Here is a 19679-nt window from a genome sequence, read left to right as displayed (position 1 = left end):
CACTTGCGTAAAGTTTCTGCCGTTTATGTTTTATTAGATTGTGATAAACATTACGTTTTGCGCGTAACACGGCTATACCAAGAAATCGCATTACGCGGTAACCTTAGATAGGTGATAATTGAGTGGGGAGAGTGCAAAAGTAGCGCTTTGGGGGAGCAGCTTTTGCCAATTAATACGTACCGCGCGCAGGTGTGCGTTAAGTATGGAGGTGTAACAGGCTTTATGAGCGATACTAGCAATATGAGCGATGCTGGCAATATGAATGATACTGGCGTTACTGGCGATCCAAGCGTTGCAGCAAGTGATGGCAATAATTCAGCAAAAAATAAAGCTGCAGACGTTGAAATGAGCCAGTATGTGGCAGATCGCGCTCGCGTAAACGAAGAGAAAATACGTCAAGACGAGCAGATTGTTGCTGAATTTGGCGATTACAATTACGGTTGGCACGATTCGGATGCTGCAGGCGAGGCTGCGAAGAAGGGTATTGACGAGTCGGTTGTTCGTGCAATTTCCGCTGACAAGCACGAGCCGGAATGGATGCTAAATCTTCGTTTGCAAGGTTACCGCGCATTTTTGCAAAAGCCGATGCCGGATTGGGGCGTGGATTTAAGCGGTTTTGACGCGGATGATTTTAAATACTACGTGCGTCCTGTTCACGATCAAGCGAAAACTTGGGACGATTTGCCGGAAGATATTCGCAAAACTTACGACAGGCTCGGCATTCCGGAAGCTGAGAAAAAGCGCTTAGTTTCAGGCGTTGCAGCACAGTATGAGTCGGAAGTTATTTACAATTCGATTCGCGAAGACTTGGCTGCGCAAGGCGTAATTTTTGTTGATACGGATACAGCAGTGCAAAAGTATCCGGAGCTTGTAAAAAAGTATTTTGCAACTGTGATTCCAGTTGACGACAACAAGTTTGCGGCTCTTAACACAGCGGCTTGGAGTGGTGGCTCGTTCGTGTACGTTCCAAAAGGCGTGCACGTGGATATTCCGCTTCAGGCTTACTTCCGCATTAATACGCCGAACATGGGTCAGTTTGAGCGCACGTTGATTATTGCAGACGAAGGCTCTTACGTGCATTATGTTGAGGGTTGCACGGCTCCAATTTATTCCACGGATTCTCTTCACGCTGCAAACGTTGAAATTGTTGTGGAAAAGCATGCGCGCGTGCGATACACAACCGTTCAAAACTGGTCAAATAACGTGTATAACTTGGTAACTCAGCGAGCTTACGTGCGCGAAGGCGGCACAATGGAGTGGGTTGACGGCAACATCGGCTCCAAAGCTACTATGAAGTATCCTGCTTGCATTCTTGCTGAGCCGTACGCAAAAGCAGAAACTATGTCTTTGAGCTTTGCTGGACGCGGTCAGTATCAAGATACGGGTGCGAAAATGATTCATTTGGCTCCGCACACGAGTTCAACGATTGTTGCTAAGTCGATTTCGCGCGGCGGCGGACGTTCAGCTTACCGCGGTCTTGTGAAGATTATTAAGGGCGCGAAGGGCTCTAGTTCGTCTGTTGTGTGCGACGCTTTGCTTGTTGACGATTTTTCGAGGTCGGATACTTATCCGCATGTTGACGTGCGCGAAGACGACGTTTCGATGGCTCACGAGGCCACTGTTTCCAAGGTTTCGGAGGATCAGCTTTTCTACTTGATGAGTCGTGGACTTGAAGAAAAAGAGGCTATGGGCATGATTGTTCGCGGCTTCGTGGAGCCGATTAGCCGCGAGCTTCCAATGGAGTACGCGCTTGAGTTGAATCGCTTAGTTGAGTTGCAAATGGAAGGATCCGTGGGCTGATGAGCGAAGATTTAAAAGAGAATTTAGGCAATAAAATGACGGAAAAAGAAATTAATATTCCTGTAGCAGATCCTAATGATCCGTATGCGGTTCCTGCAGCAATGCCTTCTAGCGCAGACAAATCCATGCGCTCGTTCAACGTGGAAGATTTTGCGATTCCAACTAGAAAGCAGGAAGATTGGCGATACACTCCAGTTGAGCGAATTTCCGAGTTTTTCGAGTGTTTCGAGCCTTCTAATAGCATTCATGTAACGCTTGAAGGCGTTGGTGGAGCCGCTTTGGATGATTCTTACGTCGGCAGCGACGGTTCCGTAAGTTTGCAAGTAAAGCCGCAAAACGATGCTCCTCACACCGAAATGAAGCCGTCTGATCGCGCGGCTGCAGTCGCATGGAACGCGGCGAAACAAGCGCACGTGCTTCACGTATCTGGTGAAATCAAAAAGCCAATCGTGCTGAAAATTCAAGGTAATAATGTTAATGCGCTTGACGCACTGCACTTAGTAATCGAAGCGGACCCACGTTCAAACGCAGATATTATTATCGAACATACCGGTTGCGCGAAACTTGCTGAAGGCGTGGAAATCATCCTCGGAAAGCACGCGCACGTTTCTACTACCTTTATTCAAGAATGGGATTCGGGCAGCAAGCACGTTGGAAACCAGCGTATTCACGTTGGGGAGGGAGCTTCGCTTCGCCACACGATGGTCACTCTTGGTGGAGATGTTGTGCGTATTCGCATGGATCAAGATTTTGGCGGCGAGCAGGGCGATTTGAACATGCTCGGCATGTATTTTGTGGATCCAGGCGAGCATGTTGAGCATCGCACGATGGTTGTGCACAATTATCCGGAATGCAAGTCGCGAGTAGTGTACAAGGGTGCTTTGGAAGGAAAGGGCGCGCATTCAACTTGGGTTGGAAACGCGCTTATTAAGCCGGAAGCTCCTGGCACAGATTCGTACGAGTTGAATCGTAATTTGGTGCTCACTCCTGGAGCAATCGCCGATTCTGAGCCGAATTTGGAAATTGAAAACGGAAATATTATTGGTGCCGGTCACGCAAGTTCAGTCGGTAGATTTGACGACGAAGAGCTTTTCTACTTGCAATCGCGCGGAGTTAGTGAGATTGAAGCCAGAAAGCTTGTTGTGCGTGGATTCTTTAACGAGCTTATTGAAGAAATTGGCGTTCCGGAAATTGTTGATCACTTAATGAAGGCAATTGAGCGCCGTCTTGCAAGAACGGAAGAGCCTGCGAAAAAAGAGCCTGCACAAGACTCACCTGCACAAAACTAACTTGCAAGAACGGAAGAATAGGAGAAAAACATGTCAACTTTGGAAATTAAGGATTTGTACGCTTCTGTAGAAACAAAAGAAGGTCGCAAGCAAATCTTAAAAGGCGTGAATCTTACAGTTAATTCTGGCGAAACGCACGCAATTATGGGTCCTAACGGATCTGGAAAGTCTACTCTTGCATACACTTTGGCAGGGCACCCAAAGTATGAAGTTGATTCGGGTCAAGTTCTTCTCGACGGCGAAGATATTTTGAAAATGACTCCTGACGAGCGCGCAAAAGCCGGACTGTTCCTTGCAATGCAGTACCCGGTAGAGGTACCGGGCGTATCTATGACGAACTTCCTTCGCACTGCAAAAACTGAAGTCGAAGGCAAAGCTCCATCTTTAAGAAGCTGGGTGAAAGAACTTAGCGAGGCTATGAAAAAGCTTCGAATGGATCCAAAATTTGCGTCGCGTTCTGTAAACGAAGGCTTTTCCGGCGGTGAAAAGAAGCGTGCGGAAGTTTTGCAACTAGAGCTTTTGAAGCCAAAGTTTGCGATTTTGGATGAAACTGATTCTGGTTTGGACGTTGACGCGCTTCGAATTGTGTCTGAAGGCGTGAATCGCGCCAAAGAAAACACCGGTTTGGGCATTATGATGGTCACGCATTACACGCGAATCCTCAAGTATATTAAGCCGGATATTGTGCACGTTTTTGCGCAAGGTCACTTTGTAAAGACTGCAGGACCGGAGCTTGCGGACGAGCTGGAAGAAGAAGGCTACGACAAGTATTTGCCGGAAGGTACAACTGAGTCGGCACTGGCTTAAGCGCGGTTCAAGTACAGTTTAATCTATCTGTATATTCGTAAGAATAGCGTCAAAATAGCGGTTTAATATGACTACAGTGACTACAGAAAATATTATGCGAGAATTTAGCGATTTGCGCTCGCAGTTTCCGATTTTAAGTCGCACAGTTCACGGCACTTCGCTTCACGATACTGTGCACGGAAAACCTTTGATTTACTTGGATTCTGCAGCTACTTCGCAAAAGCCGCAAGTTGTAATCGACGCCGAAAAAGAGTTTTACGAAACAATTAACGCTGGTGTGCACAGGGGAGCGCACGAGTTGGCTGCACTTTCGACGGTTGCGTTTGAACAAGCGCGCGCGAAAGTTGCGTTGCTTGTTGGAGCGTGCGCAGATGCTGGCAGCGAGGAAATTGTTGTTACTTCGGGAGCTACAGGCGCGCTTAATCTTCTCGCAACTGCTATTAGTAACGCTAGTGCGAAGGCAAAAATCTGCAAAAAAGACAGTAGTGATCTGGCTGATTCTAAAAGTGATTTCCGCAAAAATTTTGCGCTTCAAGAAGGCGACGTAATAGTCGTATCTCGCGCGGATCACCATTCTGTTTTGCTTCCATTCCAAGAGCTGGCTCTTCGCACGGGGGCTGAGCTTCGCTGGATTGATGTAACAGAAGACGGTCGCGTGCGCACGGATGCAGATTATTTGCGAACAATTATTGACGAGCGCACGAAAATCGTTGCAGTTACGCATATTAGCAACGTTACTGGCGCTATTACGGACGTTTCGTCGATTTGCAAGCGCGCTCACGAAGTCGGCGCGATTTTTGTGCTTGACGCATGCCAGTCAGTTCCGCATATTCCAGTTGATTTTCACGCATTAGACGTTGATTTTGCGGCATTTAGTGCGCATAAAATGTATGGTCCTACGGGAGTTGGATTCTTGTATGGTCGTCGCGAGCTTTTGAACGCGCTTCCGCCTGCGAATTTTGGCGGCTCAATGGTGGAGCTTGCTTGGCTTAACAAGCCGGCGCAATACATGGATGTGCCTTACCGCTTTGAGGCTGGAACTCAGCCTGTTGCGCAAATGGTTGCGGCAGGAGTTGCAGCGGATTGGCTGCGCTCGTTGGACATGAACCGAGTTGCAGAGCATGAGCAGGAAATTGCTGCAGAATTGCTAAAATTACGGGATGTTCCAGGAGTTCGCGTTTTGGGTCCGACTGATTTAGAGAATCGAATTGGCACAGTTGCTTTTGAAGTTGAAGGCGTGCATCCGCACGATGTTGGACAGTTTTTGGACGCGCAGGGCATTGCGATTCGCGTCGGGCATCATTGTGCTCAGCCGATTCACCGTCATTTTGGCGTGTACGCTTCGAATCGTGCTTCTGTTGGCGTTTACAATACGATTGATGAGGCTCGTGCGCTTGTTGAAGCAGTCTCACACGTTCGCGCCTACTTTGGCGCATAATATTGTTAGCGAGCGAGTTGGAGAAGTTAGCGAGTTAGTCAATCGAATCGGCGAGTCAACGAGTTAGCGAGTAGGTAAGGAGTGTGTATGTTTGATATGGGTTTTGGTACAACAGGTGCTGGTTTTGGTGCAGATGCTGGTTTTGCAGATGCGGCTGGTGACGGCTTAGAAAGCATGTACCAAGAAGTAATTTTGGATGCTGCGCGAAATCCGCATGGCAAAACTCATTTCGAAAGTACGGACGAGCTCGCACAAGCGGAATTGCAGGAAGAATCTCAAGAATCTGCAGAAAATACAAAATCTGCCGAAATTACCTTAAATAATGCTCACGAAAGTTGCGCTGTTGCAGCTGGCGAAAACTCTGCTTTAGGTCAATCGCACCAATTCAATCCAACTTGCGGCGACGAAGTTACCATGCGCGTGGAGCTTTCACGCAGCGCCAATAATGATGAAACACCAATAGTATCAAGTATTAAGTGGGATGGTCACGGCTGCTCGATTTCGCAAGCAAGCCTTTCAATGATGGTTGATCTAGTCGAAGGAAAATCGGTTGACGAAGCCTTGCGATTAGACGCGCTTTTCCACAAACTTATGGAATCTCGCGGCGCAGGTTTTGAAAACGAAGAGGACGAAGATGCGCTGGAAGATGCAATGGTTTTGCAAGGCGTATCGCGCTACCCAATGCGAATTAAGTGCGCGCTTTTGGCGTGGGAAGGCTTAAAAGACAGCATTGCAAAAGCCTCGCAAAACTTAAATCCGCAAATTCTTGGCAACTTGTAAAATCGAATTTTGGTACAAGCAAAGCAAGGAATATTATGGCAGAAAATCAATTGGCATCTGAGGTGACGCATGAAACGCATCCTGCGAATTTAAGCGCAAATGACATTGGCCGAGTTACAGAAGATGATATTTTAGACGCTTTACACGATGTTGTGGATCCTGAGCTTGGCATTGATGTGGTTGATTTAGGCTTGGTTTATGGCATTGAAATTGATGAGCTTGGGCGCGCAATTATTACTATGACGCTTACTACTCCTGCATGTCCGTTAACTGAATTGATTGAGGATGAGTGTGCGAATGCGCTCGCAGGCTTGGTCGAAGAGTTCCGCATTGACTGGACGTGGAAGCCGCGTTGGAGCGTTGAAAACATTAATGAGGACGGTCGCGCGCAGCTTGAGGCGCTTGGCTACAATCTCAACAGTTTGCAAGCGAGTTTTGCTGCAGGAATGTACGGTTCTGGCGTAGTTGGCGATGCGTCGATGAGTGCCGGTATTCCGCCAACTGTGTGAGTATTTGGTTGGTGTGCTGTTTTGTTTTGTTGTTTCTGTTTTGAAAGCAACGTATTGCACAAGTGGGAATTATGGGCGCTGAAATAAAAGCAGTTAGTGCAAGCGGTATCTGTGATATTCGCGAAATAAGTGATGTGCGCAAAAATAGTATCAGCGAGTATGCTTCGCGCGGAATGACTGACGTTGTTTTCGACTTGCAATTGCTTGTAGATTGGGATGTGCGCCGCACTCTGGATGCAGATTATCCGGATTTTATTGGGGAAGTGCTCTTTAGTTTCGAGCCGGAATGGGGTTTTGAGTTTCACGAGTCATTGCGCGAGGCTGGGTGGAGCAGAAAGCAAGCGATGGATTCGTTTGATGAGCATCACGGACCGGCAGTTACGTGGCTATATCGCTTGTATTTTGAGCGTTTCGAGCGTGGTTTTGCTGGCGAGCGCGCGGATGCTTCGGCTGTGGCACGCGAGTTGATTGCGAGCGGCGTGCGCGTGTGGGCACTTGGTAACGCTTCTTGCGATTGGTTAAACTGCGCGCGCAAAACTTGCCCAATACTCGGTGAGTTAAACGGTGTTTGTGCATCTTACGAATCGCATTCGCGCAAACCTGACGTAATGCTTTACCGCGCGTTTTTGCAACACGCCGGTCTTTCTGCTGCTTCCACGCTTTTTCTCGAAAGTGATTCTCGCGCCGCTTCTGCAGCGTCGTTGCTTTATTCTTAAGTTGCGCGCGTGCGCGACGACCTGCTTGAGCGCTGCGATTTAGCGCGCGAAAGCAATTCGGAGCGCCGAGCTTGCTCAGGGTTGAAAGCACAGTGTGCTTTCAACGCAAGCGAGGTCTGCCTTCGTCTCGATTGACGAGGGCAGGGCAGGTTCGCGTGGCTGTGTTTTAGAAACTAGGTTGTGACTGGTGTGCGCTGACGACCTGCTTTCGCGCATGTTCCTCACGGCTTTTGGTAGCCGTTCGGCTGATTTGGCATGTGAAGCACAGTGTGCTTTCAACGCAAGCGAGGTCTGCCTTCGTCTCGATTGACGAGGGCAGGGCAGGTTCGCGTGGCGGTGCTTTAGAAACTAGGTTGTGACTGGTGTGCGTAACGAATGAATCCGGCGCTCGCACTTTATTGCGCGCGCTCGGCTGCTTCGAGCGAATCGTAGCCATACATGCGCACAGTATTCGCAATTATCATTTGCGTAAGATTTAGATTTTCCGTGCGCAAATTATTTACAAAACGCTGGTATTTTGCGAAAGTTGCGTCAGAATATGTGCTTAATTCGCCTCGCAAATACGTTTCAAAAGACGTATTTTCTGCCGTATCCTCGCTAGTTTTAAGCACGCGCATCGCAAGACCTAAATGCGGGTAGCGATTGCGAAAATCCGCAGCCCACTCGACTTGCGTTAAAATAATCTGCTCCTGCGCGCTTTTTCTAGGCTCCAAAATCGGCTTAATATAAGGCTTAATCGTGCGCTCAAAAATTTCCGGAGCAGTCGACTCCATCATTCGCGCATACTTTTCCGTAATCAAATTGCGTCCATCGCTATTCGCGCGCTCAAGATCCTGTTTATAAGACTCCTGCAAATCAAGCGGCCACGCCAAAAATTGACTCATGCGCATAATGCGAAATGTTGGCCAGTTTCCTTGGCAATTCGCGCGTCCGCCTTCGTTTTGCGTGAGCTGGAACTGATCCCACTCGAGTTTAGTGATTTCTTCCGCAAGCTTTTGCGTTCTCGGATTTTGCGTTTTCGGAAGATTTTGCGTTTTCGGATTTGCTGATAAATCGCACATCATAAGCTCCTCAAGCATGCCGCACGCGAATTAATATGCGCTTCAACATACGGCCGCTGCCATTCCAAAAAAGTTTCGTCGCAATCGCTTAAGCCCTCGTATTGCAACTCTCGCACAATATCCTTGCAAATGCTGTCAATTATTTGCGTAACTTGCTTTTGCGCAATTCCGGCTCCCTTCCCGCCTTCGCCAAAACTGTCTCCGCCGGAGCCGTCTCCGCCAAAGCAAGAAGCGGAAGAAAGTCGCATTATTGACTCAAGTTTGCTGCACACTTCCGGAAGCCTAGAAGCCATGCGGTTGCAGAGCTTTCGTAACGCTGCAAACTGCCACTTGTAGTACGGCAAGTAGCCTGCGGTTACGGGATTGTTGAGCAGAAACACGAGTGAAGCGGTTGCGTGTACGAATTCGTTGATAGAAAGCCACGCTGCGGAAGCGTCTTTGCGCGCGATCATGCGTGGGAAATTGTACTGGCCAGCTTGCGAAATCATGCCAAGTCTGCGTGAGATTAGTGAGATTCGCACGTCGTCCGGCATGAGCTTGAAGCTTTGGCGCGCCTTTGAGAACTCTCCAAGAGGATCCGCGAAAATTTTGCCATTCGTTGCTACTGCAAGCGTTGACTCGCTTAGCGATAGCCATAAGTGCGGCTCGTTTTGGCTTGGAGCGGTGGGGAAGCCGGTTAGATTTTCGAAAAATTCGCTTATGCTGAACACTCCGACGCGCTTGCTGCTTTCGCATGATTTAGCGCGCGGTGTTTCGTTGCGAGAGCCAAAACCGGCGTATTTTCGCGGAAGTGCGTCGTAAGCAGTCTGCAAATCCGCGCCGATTTCCGCGTAATCTTCGTCGGTAAGCCATAAGCAGAAACCGGGTCCAAAATCGTGGTCGCGCGAAATCTCGTCGTCAAAACCGTAGCATTCCGATCCGTGTCCAACTAATCCTGCAGCTATGCGGTTCTTGTATTTCGCAAATTTTGGCTGATCAAGTAACGGCTTTCCGTAAGTTTGCCAATATGATTGCGCTAATTGCATGCCAGTTTTTATATTATGGTTTGCTGCGTTCTGGTTTGCTGCGTGTGAGTTCGTTGAGTGTTGTTCTGTTATATCTTGGTTTGCTGATTCTTGAATTTCTGTAGATTCTTTCGTAACTTTTTCTGCCAACTCGCGCGTCTGCCGCAAATTTTCTGCCGTAATCGCGTAAGATTCGCTATCTTTTCCGTAGCATCTCGCAATCAAATCAAGTGCCTTACTGTAACTTTCCTCAGCCTGAGCGTACTCGCCGCGCGCGCACTGTACTTGCGCAAAACCTGCCAATGCAGAAGCGTAGTGCGGCTGATTTTCGTTATTCCCCGCGACGTACATGCGAACGCTGGTCGAAGCGTGTTCAAAAGCGGAGTCAAGAGTCGCGGATTTGCTGTTTGTGCTGGTGTTAGGGTGCGAGCATTCTTTTGAGCACTCCTTGCGTTCTTGCGTACACTCTTTTGAGCACTCCTGCAACATTGCAAGCGCAAGATTCGTGTGCGTAGCGGCAATATCGATGTCGCGCTCAGGATCCGTGCTCGTATTTTGCAAAATTTCAAGCGCATGATTGAGCTCCTCAATTGCATCATGAGTGCGACCGGTTTCGCTGTAAAGCATCGAAAGATTGTTGTGAAGTGCGGCAAGCTTGCGGTTTTTAGCGCCGAGCGTTTCGGTGGATTCGTTAAGAGCTTGAGTGTAAATTTTTTCGGCGCGATCGTAGCTGCCTGCCGCGCGAAGGCTTGTGGCGGCGTTAATTAGCGTAGTTGTGCCGGCTTCGGTGCCTGCTAAATCCATCTTTTTTGCCAAATCTAGCGCCTTATCAATGATTGGCTTGTTTTTTGCGTACTCTCCGCGCGAACGGTAAAATCCCATGAGTTCGTTGAGAACTGAAAGCTGCAGGGGATTGGTTTCGGAAAGTTTTCGCAAAAGGTACGATTCAATCGCGTCAGCGCCCGCGTGATTCGCAAACATTTCGTCAAGCTCGTTATAAAATTGCGCAGCGTTCTCCATCAAACCCCCCTTGCTATTGCGCTTGTTCACAATCAATCGACTTCAACTTTACAGTCATGTAAAGAAACTGCCGTTTTTACGTCAAAAACCGGCAGAAACTTTACAGCCGCGCGCAGTTTATGCCGCCTTCGCGCCAAAAAACGGCAGAAACTTTACACACGTGTAAAGAAAAAGTCGGTTGCAAGCCAAAAAACGGCAGAAACTTTACAGCAGTGTATAGGAAATGTCGAAATTGCGTGGGGGGGGGTAATGCCAAAAATCAAAAGTCGGGCTGGCGGGATTTGAACCCGCGGCCTCTTCGTCCCGAACGAAGCGCGCTACCAAACTGCGCTACAGCCCGATGCTGAAACTCGCGAAAGCATATGCGCATAAAAGTTCCAACAACGTCCGTAATGTTACAGGTTGGCTAATACAAATTATTGTAAAGCGTGTGCAAGTTGCGCAAAGTAAGTCCCGCGCAAGTATATTGCGTACAAGCTGCGGAATTCCTTTGTAAACATATTACAAATTATCGCTACAGCTTCTGTGTAAACATATCGCAAATTAGCACTGCAAGTCGCGTATAAAACCTGTATTACCTACTGGCTACAATTAGCGTTTATGACTGACACCAATACTGCAATGTCTGCCGCGCAAAGTGCCGCAGAATCTGCCGATAAAAATGCAGCAGAAAACGAAGCAACAGATACCGTCAATGAAATTGACACTGTTGAACATGCCGAAATGTTACTCGCTCAAGACGAAGCAATCGCCAAGCGCGTAAACGAAGGCGCAACTCTGGATGAAGCAATCGACCCAAGCAATAAAGAATTTGGGCCACAAGCTCATCCTGAGCAGGTACAGATGCGCGTTGCTAAGCGCGCAATGATGCTTAAGGAAGGCGTGCAGCCTTATCCTGTGCACCTTAACGTTACGGATACTATCGAAAAGGTGCGTGCTGATTTCGATGGCAAGCTTGAAGCTGGCGAAGAAACCGATACTGAGGTTGGTATTGCAGGCCGCGTGCTTTTCTTGCGTAACGCTGGCGGCTTGTGCTTTGTTAAGCTTTCTGCCGGTGACGGTACTACGATTCAGGCGATGGTTTCCAAGAAGGAAATTGGCGAAGAATCCATTAAAAGCTTCAAGCAGATGGTGGATTTGGGCGATCATCTTTACGTGCGTGGTCGCGTGATTTCTTCTAAGACCGGTGAGCTTTCCGTATTCGCAACTGAGTGGGCGATTGCAGCTAAGGCTTTGCAGCCGCTTCCGGCTTTGCACAAGGAATTAAGCGACGACACTCGTACGCGTAAGCCATATATTGGCATGATTGCGGACGAAAAGATTCGCGATATGGTTCGCAGGCGTTCGCGCGCTGTGGCTTCTCTTCGCCGTACTTTCGACAGTCATGACTTCTTGGAAGTCGAAACTCCAATGTTGCAAACGGTTCACGGCGGTGCTGCTGCTCGTCCATTCACAACTCACATGAACGCTTTCGACATTGATCTTTATTTGCGCATTGCTCCGGAGCTTTTCTTGAAGCGCTGCTTGGTTGGTGGCATTGAGCGCGTGTTCGAAATCAACCGCGACTTTAGAAACGAAGGCGTGGATGCAACTCACGCTCCAGAGTTTACAATGCTTGAGGCTTACCAGGCTTACGGCACTTACGATACGATTGCTGCTCTTACCAAGGAGCTGATTCAAAAGGCTGCACTAGACGCTTTCGGTTCAACTAAGGTGACTTTGCTTAACGGCGAAGAGTACGATTTTGGTGGCGAATGGAAGCAGATTACCATGTACGGCTCGCTTTCTGAGGCTTTGGGTGAGGAGATTACTCCGGAAACTTCTGTTGAGCATTTGGGCGCGATTGCGGACAAGCTTGGCGTTGAGCGCGACGAAGTTGAGAATCACGGCAAGTTGGTTGAGCACTTGTGGGAGCACTTCTACGAGGATAAGCTTTACGCGCCAACGTTTGTGCGTGACTTCCCAGTTGAGACTAGCCCGCTTGTTAAGGGTCACCGCACGAAGCCTGGAATGGTTGAAAAGTGGGATTTGTACGTGCGCGGCTTTGAGCTTGCAACCGGCTATTCTGAGCTTAACGATCCTGTTGTGCAGCGCGAGCGCTTTGTTGCTCAAGCTAAGGATGCTTTGGCTGGCGATGTTGAGGCAATGGATATTGATGAGGACTTCATTGAGGCTCTCGGCGTCGGCATGCCTCCTGCTGGCGGCATGGGCATGGGAATTGATCGCTTGCTGATCGCTCTTACGGGCGCAACTATTCGCGAAACAATTACATTCCCACTCGTAAAGCCTCTTCGCTAGTTGACGCAAAGTCAAAGTTAATGTAAGTGTTAATGCAAGTAGTCGTATGAAACGAATAGACTAGGTAATTATGACATACAAATTAGTATTGCTCCGACATGGTCAGAGCGCATGGAATAAAACCAATCAGTTCACTGGTTGGGTTGATGTACCGCTGACTGAGCAGGGTGTCGAGGAAGCTAAGCATGGTGGCGAGCTTCTTAAAGAGAAGAACGTTCTTCCAGACATCGTGTTCACTTCTTTGCTTCGTCGTGCTATCAATACCGCGAATTACGCGCTTGATGCAGCCGACCGCCTTTGGATTCCAGTTCGTCGCAGCTGGCGTTTGAACGAGCGTCACTACGGTGCTTTGCAAGGCAAGAATAAGTCTGCAATTCGTCAGGAATATGGCGATGAGAAGTTCATGATTTGGCGTCGCTCTTACGCAACTCCACCTCCTGAGATTGATCCAAATGATCAGTATTCCCAGGCTAACGATCCGCGTTATGCTGGCGAACCAGTTCCAGAAACTGAGGCTTTGGCAAACGTCGTGACTCGCGTAACTCCTTACTGGGAGTCGGATATTATTCCAGAGCTTAAGTCCGGCAAGACTGTAATGATTGCTGCTCACGGCAACAGCTTGCGCGCAATCGTTAAGATGCTCGATAACTTGAGCGAGGGAGAGATTTCCAAGGTGAACATTCCAACCGCTATTCCTCTGCTTTACGAGTTGGATGAGAACTTCAAGCCAATCAAGCCTCGCGGTGAGTATTTGGATCCAGAAGCTGCTGCTGCCGGTGCTGCCGCTGTGGCTGCTCAGGGTCAGAAGTGAGATTCTGATTCGCTGGCTTTGGAGCGCTTAAGTTAATTTTGAGAGCTTAAGTTAGCTTTTAAAATAAAAGTAGGTTTGCAATTAATTTGCAAACCTACTTTTTGTTTACTTTTATTTTCATGCGCGCTTTGTGCAACTTGAAATTGCGTAGCGTGTTTTGCTGTAACCGCGTTACGCTACAACAGTGTCTTTATCTGGCTCTGGCTTCTTGGACGGATCGAATCCGGAAACAATAAACACAATTTGCCTTGCGACGGCAACGCAATGGTCTCCAATTCGCTCAATAAAGCGGCTAAGCAGAACGACATCAATCAACTGCCTGCGCGTACCCTTCCAATTTTCGCCTTCCACCAGCTCAAAAATCTTCTCGTGTAATTTGTCGAGCGCATCGTCGCCAGCAATAATAGTTTCCGCAATTTGCACGTCGCGATTTGCAACCATGGTCGTTAAGCGACCTGACAGTTCGCGCAAGAAATCAACCATTGCAACAATAGTTTCGCGTCCTTCTTGTGCAATAGCAGATTCAGGCCAGGTTCGTCTAGTAATTTGAGCGATATGACTTGTTAAATCTCCCATGCGTTCAAACGTTGCAGCTAATCGCATTGTAGCTACAACTTCGCGCAAGTCCGTTGCAACTGGGTTTTGGCGCGCAAGCAAAGTCAAGCATTGGTCAATAGTGCTTGCTTCTAAAGCGTCTAAGTCTGCGTCTTTATCGATAACAGTTTGAGCAGCTTCCAAATCCGCGTTTAAAAGCGCGCTTCCAGCATCGTTCATAGCTTTTGCTACAAGTTCTGCCATGCGTTCGAGGTTTGAAGCAATCGCCTTCATTTCTTCGTTGAAAATTACTCGCATGGTGCGTCCTTTCTCAGTGCTGTGAGTTTATTTGAACGCCTAGTTTGCACGTCGCTATAAGTCAGGCATCCTATGTAATTATAGACGACGCTGGTAACGAAGCGACCGAAACTTTACGGCGGTGTAAAGTTTCTGCCGTTTTTGTGGTGATTTTCGACCGAAACTTTACAGCCGTGTAAAGTTTATGCCGCTTTTTAGTTGCATAGTTACAAAAGCGCGCAAAGTATGAGATTATAGGAGTATGCCTCAAGGTTCTTCTGCGGTTGTGATCGTTGTATTTGTTGCTTTCGGCGTGCTTGCGTTGTGCGTTGTGCTTTCGTTGTGTGTGTTGATGTCGGATTGGTTTTCTACAGTTTGCCGTCTTTTTAAACGAGCGTTTAATTATATTCGTGGCGCAAAGTATGGCGCAAGGTATGACGCAAAGTATGACGAAAGCGACGACATAAGCGACGATTCAAGCGACAACGCAAGTGACGATATCAGCTACGACGCGTCCCAAGTTTTGGCAATGCTCGACATGCCAACTGTTGTAATTGACGCCAACAATGACGTAATTCGCGCAAGTTCTGAAGCTTATTTGCTGGGTGTTGTTAGCGATGATTCGTTATGCCAGCCTCGCGTTCTTCAAGCTGTTAATTCCGTACGCGCTTCTGGCGGATTCGAGCGCTTCTCTTTGGTTACTTCGACCCCTGAGCGTTATGTGTCAATAACTGCAAATCCTCAAGAGTCAACCACTGTTTCGCGCCCTAATTGGCTTACTGTTACGGCTGGAAGCATTGGAGGCGGTATCGTAGTTGTAATTATTGAGGATACGAGTGCAGCTCACCGTTTTGCGCAAACTCGCGACGACTTTATTTCCAACGTTTCTGAGCAGTTAATGCGATCTACTCGCAACTTAACTCAGCTTACGAAAGTTTTGCAAAACGAACAGGTATCTGCTCAAAAAATTAAAGATATTGCGCAAATTGCCGGTAAATCTTCCAAGAAACTTGAGCACATGCTTGAAGATTTGTTGTGGCTGGTTCGCGCTCAAAATCCTATTGACTTAGATTCTGCGCAAGTATTTTCTTTGAATGATGTTTTGTCGTATGTGCAAAATCAAGTTGCTGCGTTTGCTAAGGATTGTTGCGTACATGTTGTGTCAAAAGTCGATTCGCGTTTGTGCGTGCGCGGTGAAATTTCGCAAATTCAAGCTGCAGTGCGGAAATTAGTTGAGAATGCAATTACGTATTCTCCAAAAAATTCTACAGTTTCGTTATCTGCGTCACTATCGACAGATGGTCAATACGCTGTGATCCGTGTTGTAGATCGCGGAGTTGGCATTGATTTGCAAGATCAGTCGCGAATTTTTGAACGATTCTATCGTGCGAATAATCAAAATAGTCAAAGCCAGGATGGCGTTGGTTTAGGGCTTGCAATTGCCAAGCATGTGGCACTTACGCACCACGGAAATATTACTCTTTGGAGTATGCCGGGGCAGGGTACTACCGTAAGTTTTGCGCTACCAATTGCAAATAAATAAGCAGCAAATTAGTAAGTTAGAAAATCAGTAAGTTAGCAAGCCAGCAAATCAGCAGTAAATAATTCAGCAAATCAGCAATAAACTATTTTCCTAAGCGCCTGTAGTCCCAGCGGTCAAAATGTTCCCAAATTAATAGCAGAACGCCAATAATTGTTCCCGATGCGCAAAACAACACAGGAAACCAAGTTGTAATATGCAATAACGCAACGATAAGCGCAATTATTGTTGCGACTAGCCACGCGATCGTTCCTATAGCAAAAACCTTTCGCAAATCAACTCGCAGCGGTTTTGGTGCTGCTTTTCGTGCATCAGGATTAACTATAGGTGCAAATTTCATACTTCCAACCATACAACTTACCGAAGTCTAAGTGTGACGAGTGCAGCTTAAGCGCGAAAATTGGCGGATTTAGGTTGTGTGCGTTTCTTACATCCTAACCACGTTGTAACCTTTCACATAGAAGATTGAAAGAAAGTCAGTTGGGGGTGTGGCGTTCGTGCGCTGCGTTCCACGTTTAACATAAGAAAGTGATTAGTATGAGACATGCTGCACATGGTGCCACAAAAGCAAAGAGGCGTGGTGATTCGCCGCTTTCGCTGTTTGTCGCTCAGCATGGCGCGCATGGTGCGCATAGTGTGCGTGGCATGCGTTCTGTTCAAGCTAATCGTGTTAGTGAGCGTTTGGCTGCGGTTGCTACTAGCAATGGTGCTGTTGTAGAGCTTCCAGAAGCTGTTTCTGAGCGTTTGCAGGAGCTTGTTCCTCAAAGCAGGCGCGCGCTTAGGTTGTCTAAACTTGCTAATGAGCGTCGTCGCAATGTAATACTTTCAACTTCTCTTGTTGCAATGGTTGGTACTGTTGCAGCTACTATGGCTTTAACTAAGGTTAATAGTTTTGATTCTCGTGCTTCCGAATTTGAGCCATCTATGACTGCAGTTGGCGACGCATCTTCAACAGTTTCGCGTTCTAGCCAACGCGAGTCTCTTGATCCTATGGCAACTATTAATAACGCTGTTGACTCTATTGAGAATGCTGCTAAAAAATCGCATAATGCGGACTCTGCTGATGCTGCAAATAGTGCGAATGAAAGTAGTTCTGCTCGCTCGAATTCGAAGCATAAAAACTTAGCCGATAAGGTTGCTAATTCAGTACAACCTGGCACTTTTTCTACTATATCTTCGAAGTCTGATTCGTGGAATTTAGGTTCTGGTTCAGGCTTTAATATTGCAGAGATGTCACGTTCTGCTGCGAATAATCCTAGGGTTGCTTTGTTGATGGATAAAGACTTTGACGTTTTGCCGAAGGGCTTTAATCCAAATCACGCAACTGGTGATACCGGTAACGCGTATGAGTTCAGCCAGTGCACGTGGTGGGTGTATGTTCGTCGCCATCAGTTAGGTTTGCCTGTTGGCTCGCATTTTGGCAACGGAAATATGTGGGCTGATTCTGCGCGCAATCTTGGTTATTGGGTAGATAATTCCGCTCGTCACGTTGGCGATATTATGGTGTTCCGCTCAGGTCAGGCTGGTTCTGATCCGTTCTACGGGCACGTTGCAGTTGTTGAAAAAATTAATTCAGACGGTTCTATTGAAACTTCTGAATGTGGTGCTTCTTACCAAGGACGAACTTTCTCGCGCAAGTTTGACGCTAAGGAAGTTTCTCAATATCAGTTTATTCATTACTAAATTTGTACTACTGAAGCTTTGTTACTAAAGCTGCTTTATTAAAATTAGTTTGTTTATTACTAAAATGAGTTTGCTTGTTACTGGCGTTGCTAATTTCTCTCGTATGTAATGCCCCGATGATATACTGCAAAAAGTATGCTAAAACAAAGTAGAATTTTCTCAGTTTTTGTATCAGCTGCCGCAGCAGCTTCAATGCTTACTGTTATGGCGCCATTCGCCATGGCAGAGTCTTCGCATGAGCTTTCCGAGTCAGCTGTCACTTCTACGCGCGCATTTCCAAAGGTGACGAATGTGCGTCGCGATATTTTAACTGAATCCACTTCTACTGATGTCGACGCAAATTCTCATTGGGGTGGCATAGAAAGCTTGAATGTACCTCAAACTAAGACTCCTAGCGAACAAGCTGCTGAAACGGCACGCCGTGCTTTTGCTGGAAATGCTACTGCAAGCCGTTCTGGTTTCCGCAGTGGTGTTGAACAGGTTCCTCTTGCTTCTGTAGTTCCTCCTGATGGTAAGTCTGTTGCCTCTCTTTTGAATTTTGCTACTCAATTCTTAGGCAAAGTGCCGTATCGCAGCGGTGGCAATACTCCTGCTGGATGGGATTGCTCCGGTTTTGTGCAGTATGTTTTTGCTAGTGTTGGTATTTCTTTGCCTCGTACTTCTGGAGCGCAGGCAACTGTTGGAACTCCAATCCCAAGTTTGGCTCAAGCGCAGCCTGGAGATATTATCGCGAATGCGCAGCATGCTTCTATTTATGTTGGCAACGGCATGGTAATTAATTCGCAGCTTGCTGGCACTAAGTACGATCCTATCCGCTACGTGTTCCCAGGCGGGTACTCTATTCGTCGCATTCTGTAGCTTCTATAGTTTCTGTAGCTTCTGTAGTTATATATCGCAAAACTGCCAACACTCAATCTAAAATTACGCTACAATAGTACTTACAAGTTGTGCGCGAGTGACGCTGCTGTCGCGAGTGCAAGTATGAGGAGGTTGGCAATGATCCCAGAAAAAGCTGTATTGGTTGGAGTTGACGGCTCACACGCGAGTTATAAAGCGGTTTGGTGGGCTGCAAATTACGCAAAGCATGCTGGGTTGCAATTGCAAATTGTTTGCGCTTATTCGTTGCCAAGTTATGCTGCTGTTTCTTTTGATGCCACCTACACTGCGATTGGTGACGATAATGCAGCTCATCACGATGCGCAAGAAATTCTATCTAAAGCAAAAGCTGTTGCTCTTGAGCAGGGAGTTGACGCGACTACGCTAATTGTTACGGGCGATCCTTCTTCGGTTTTCGTGGAACTTTCTCGTAACTATCAGCTTATTGTGATTGGTAATCGTGGAAAAGGTGGCTTGGCAGAGCGTTTGCTCGGCACAACTAGTTCTTCGCTTCCAGCTTATGCGTATTGCCCAATTGTGGTTGTGCCTTACACTGACGATGACGGTCAGCGTATTCACTTGAATAATACGATTACGCGTGTGGCTGTTGGCTCTGACGAGTCAAAGTGGGGGCTTAAAGCTCTTGAAATTGCGGCTGATTTGGCGGATAGCTGGCATGCTGAGCTTGATGTTATTTCCGCAGTGCCAAGAGTGCAAGGTGCTGAGGGCGATACTGCTGTTATGGGATCGTACATGGAGGATCTTGAGGAGCGCGTGAAGCCAATTTTGCAGCGTTTGCCGGATTTGCAAATTCATCGAACTGTTGTGCCTGGTTCTGCTGTTGAAGCTTTGACTCAAGCTAGTTTGAATCATGATCTTGTGGTTGTTGGTTCTCGCGGTCGCGGTGGCTTTACCGGTTTGCTGCTTGGTTCGATTAGCCAGGGATTGTTGCAGCATTCTTCGAGGCCTGTGTACGTTGTGCCGCGCAAGTATGTGGAATTTAGTGCAGCTCAGGTTGCAGCAGCGCAAAAGCAGCATTCTGAAGCGTCTATTGACGATATTTCCGGAGTACATGAGGTTGATGTGCCGAAGGCTGGTAAAGAAGCTGCTAAGGAGATTGAGCAAACAATCGATCCGCTGCGATAGCGCGAAAGCATGTCGTTACGTGCGCAGTCGCTCATCTGCACCAGTAACGAAAAACGGCAGAAAACTGTGC

At 47.6% G+C, this 19679-nt stretch carries 17 protein-coding genes and 1 tRNA gene; 13 read left to right on the top strand and 5 right to left on the bottom strand.

The features are described from left to right. Positions 1 to 258 precede the first annotated feature (258 nt). The 7 genes from sufB (at position 259) to HXT38_RS04255 (ending at position 7339) form a co-directional block, all read left to right on the top strand. The gene (sufB, locus tag HXT38_RS04285) at positions 259 to 1800 is read left to right on the top strand and encodes a Fe-S cluster assembly protein SufB (RefSeq protein WP_100066584.1); all 1542 of its coding nucleotides are present in this window, start codon (positions 259 to 261) and stop codon (positions 1798 to 1800) included. Beyond that, a complete protein-coding gene (gene sufD / locus HXT38_RS04280) occupies positions 1800 to 3089 on the top strand; it encodes a Fe-S cluster assembly protein SufD (RefSeq protein WP_421791727.1) in 1290 nt (429 codons plus the stop codon). Before sufB ends, sufD begins: the two co-directional genes overlap by 1 nt. A 30-nt stretch (positions 3090 to 3119) precedes the next feature. Next, positions 3120 to 3896, top strand: coding sequence for a Fe-S cluster assembly ATPase SufC (gene sufC / locus HXT38_RS04275; RefSeq protein ID WP_004105229.1), 777 nt, complete (start codon positions 3120 to 3122; stop codon positions 3894 to 3896). A 94-nt stretch (positions 3897 to 3990) separates the two neighbouring features. Further along, a complete protein-coding gene (locus HXT38_RS04270) occupies positions 3991 to 5334 on the top strand; it encodes a SufS family cysteine desulfurase (protein WP_410294724.1) in 1344 nt (447 codons plus the stop codon). An 87-nt stretch (positions 5335 to 5421) separates the two neighbouring features. Then, the gene (gene sufU, locus HXT38_RS04265) at positions 5422 to 6114 is read left to right on the top strand and encodes a Fe-S cluster assembly sulfur transfer protein SufU (RefSeq protein WP_421791725.1); all 693 of its coding nucleotides are present in this window, start codon (positions 5422 to 5424) and stop codon (positions 6112 to 6114) included. Positions 6115 to 6149: 35 nt separating this feature from the next. Next, complete coding sequence (locus tag HXT38_RS04260) at positions 6150 to 6623, top strand: metal-sulfur cluster assembly factor (protein ID WP_116971342.1); 474 nt, start codon at positions 6150 to 6152, stop codon at positions 6621 to 6623. A gap of 71 nt (positions 6624 to 6694) precedes the next feature. After that, the gene (locus HXT38_RS04255; RefSeq protein ID WP_180947422.1) at positions 6695 to 7339 is read left to right on the top strand and encodes an HAD family hydrolase; all 645 of its coding nucleotides are present in this window, start codon (positions 6695 to 6697) and stop codon (positions 7337 to 7339) included. A 395-nt stretch (positions 7340 to 7734) separates the two neighbouring features. Here the strand turns inward: HXT38_RS04255 and HXT38_RS04250 are convergent, their stop codons facing one another. The 3 genes from HXT38_RS04250 to HXT38_RS04240 form a co-directional block, all read right to left on the bottom strand. Continuing rightward, complete coding sequence (locus HXT38_RS04250) at positions 7735 to 8400, bottom strand: DUF4125 family protein (RefSeq protein ID WP_004119238.1); 666 nt, start codon at positions 8398 to 8400, stop codon at positions 7735 to 7737. Next, complete coding sequence (locus HXT38_RS04245) at positions 8400 to 10424, bottom strand: DUF4037 domain-containing protein (protein WP_421791723.1); 2025 nt, start codon at positions 10422 to 10424, stop codon at positions 8400 to 8402. Before HXT38_RS04245 ends, HXT38_RS04250 begins: the two co-directional genes overlap by 1 nt. Positions 10425 to 10690: 266 nt before the next feature. Next, positions 10691 to 10764, bottom strand: a tRNA-Pro gene (locus tag HXT38_RS04240). A gap of 260 nt (positions 10765 to 11024) precedes the next feature. Here HXT38_RS04240 and lysS point away from each other — a divergent pair. Further along, positions 11025 to 12722: a lysine--tRNA ligase gene (gene lysS / locus HXT38_RS04235; protein ID WP_004105214.1), complete on the top strand. Its 1698-nt coding sequence runs from the start codon at positions 11025 to 11027 to the stop codon at positions 12720 to 12722. A 70-nt stretch (positions 12723 to 12792) separates the two neighbouring features. Then, entirely contained in the window at positions 12793 to 13533 is a 741-nt protein-coding gene (locus tag HXT38_RS04230; protein ID WP_421791721.1) for a phosphoglyceromutase, read from the top strand. 171 nt (positions 13534 to 13704) lie between these two features. On the opposite strand, the gene phoU is transcribed toward HXT38_RS04230, so the two are convergent. Next, positions 13705 to 14385: a phosphate signaling complex protein PhoU gene (phoU, locus tag HXT38_RS04225; RefSeq protein ID WP_421791719.1), complete on the bottom strand. Its 681-nt coding sequence runs from the start codon at positions 14383 to 14385 to the stop codon at positions 13705 to 13707. Positions 14386 to 14626: 241 nt separating this feature from the next. On the opposite strand from phoU, the gene HXT38_RS04220 reads away from it, so the two are divergent. After that, positions 14627 to 15907, top strand: a complete 1281-nt coding sequence (locus HXT38_RS04220) for a sensor histidine kinase (RefSeq protein ID WP_421791717.1) — start codon at positions 14627 to 14629, stop codon at positions 15905 to 15907. Between the two features lie 82 nt (positions 15908 to 15989). Here the strand turns inward: HXT38_RS04220 and HXT38_RS04215 are convergent, their stop codons facing one another. Continuing rightward, entirely contained in the window at positions 15990 to 16256 is a 267-nt protein-coding gene (locus HXT38_RS04215; RefSeq protein ID WP_004105210.1) for a DUF2530 domain-containing protein, read from the bottom strand. Positions 16257 to 16441: 185 nt separating this feature from the next. On the opposite strand from HXT38_RS04215, the gene HXT38_RS04210 reads away from it, so the two are divergent. From HXT38_RS04210 to HXT38_RS04200, 3 genes are all read left to right on the top strand, one after another. Continuing rightward, positions 16442 to 17587 (top strand): CHAP domain-containing protein, encoded by a 1146-nt coding sequence (locus HXT38_RS04210; protein ID WP_004105209.1) that lies wholly within the window; start codon positions 16442 to 16444, stop codon positions 17585 to 17587. A 135-nt stretch (positions 17588 to 17722) separates the two neighbouring features. Continuing rightward, complete coding sequence (locus HXT38_RS04205) at positions 17723 to 18445, top strand: C40 family peptidase (protein WP_032842321.1); 723 nt, start codon at positions 17723 to 17725, stop codon at positions 18443 to 18445. A gap of 138 nt (positions 18446 to 18583) precedes the next feature. Next, entirely contained in the window at positions 18584 to 19609 is a 1026-nt protein-coding gene (locus HXT38_RS04200) for a universal stress protein (protein ID WP_004105206.1), read from the top strand. The last annotated feature ends 70 nt before the right edge of the window (positions 19610 to 19679 follow it).

The sequence above is a fragment of the Gardnerella sp. DNF01157 genome (assembly GCF_049244225.1).
In the GTDB taxonomy this organism is placed as follows: domain Bacteria; phylum Actinomycetota; class Actinomycetes; order Actinomycetales; family Bifidobacteriaceae; genus Bifidobacterium; species Bifidobacterium leopoldii.
Note: the sequence above shows the minus strand (reverse complement) of the source record. Positions and strands in the feature narration are given on the sequence as shown.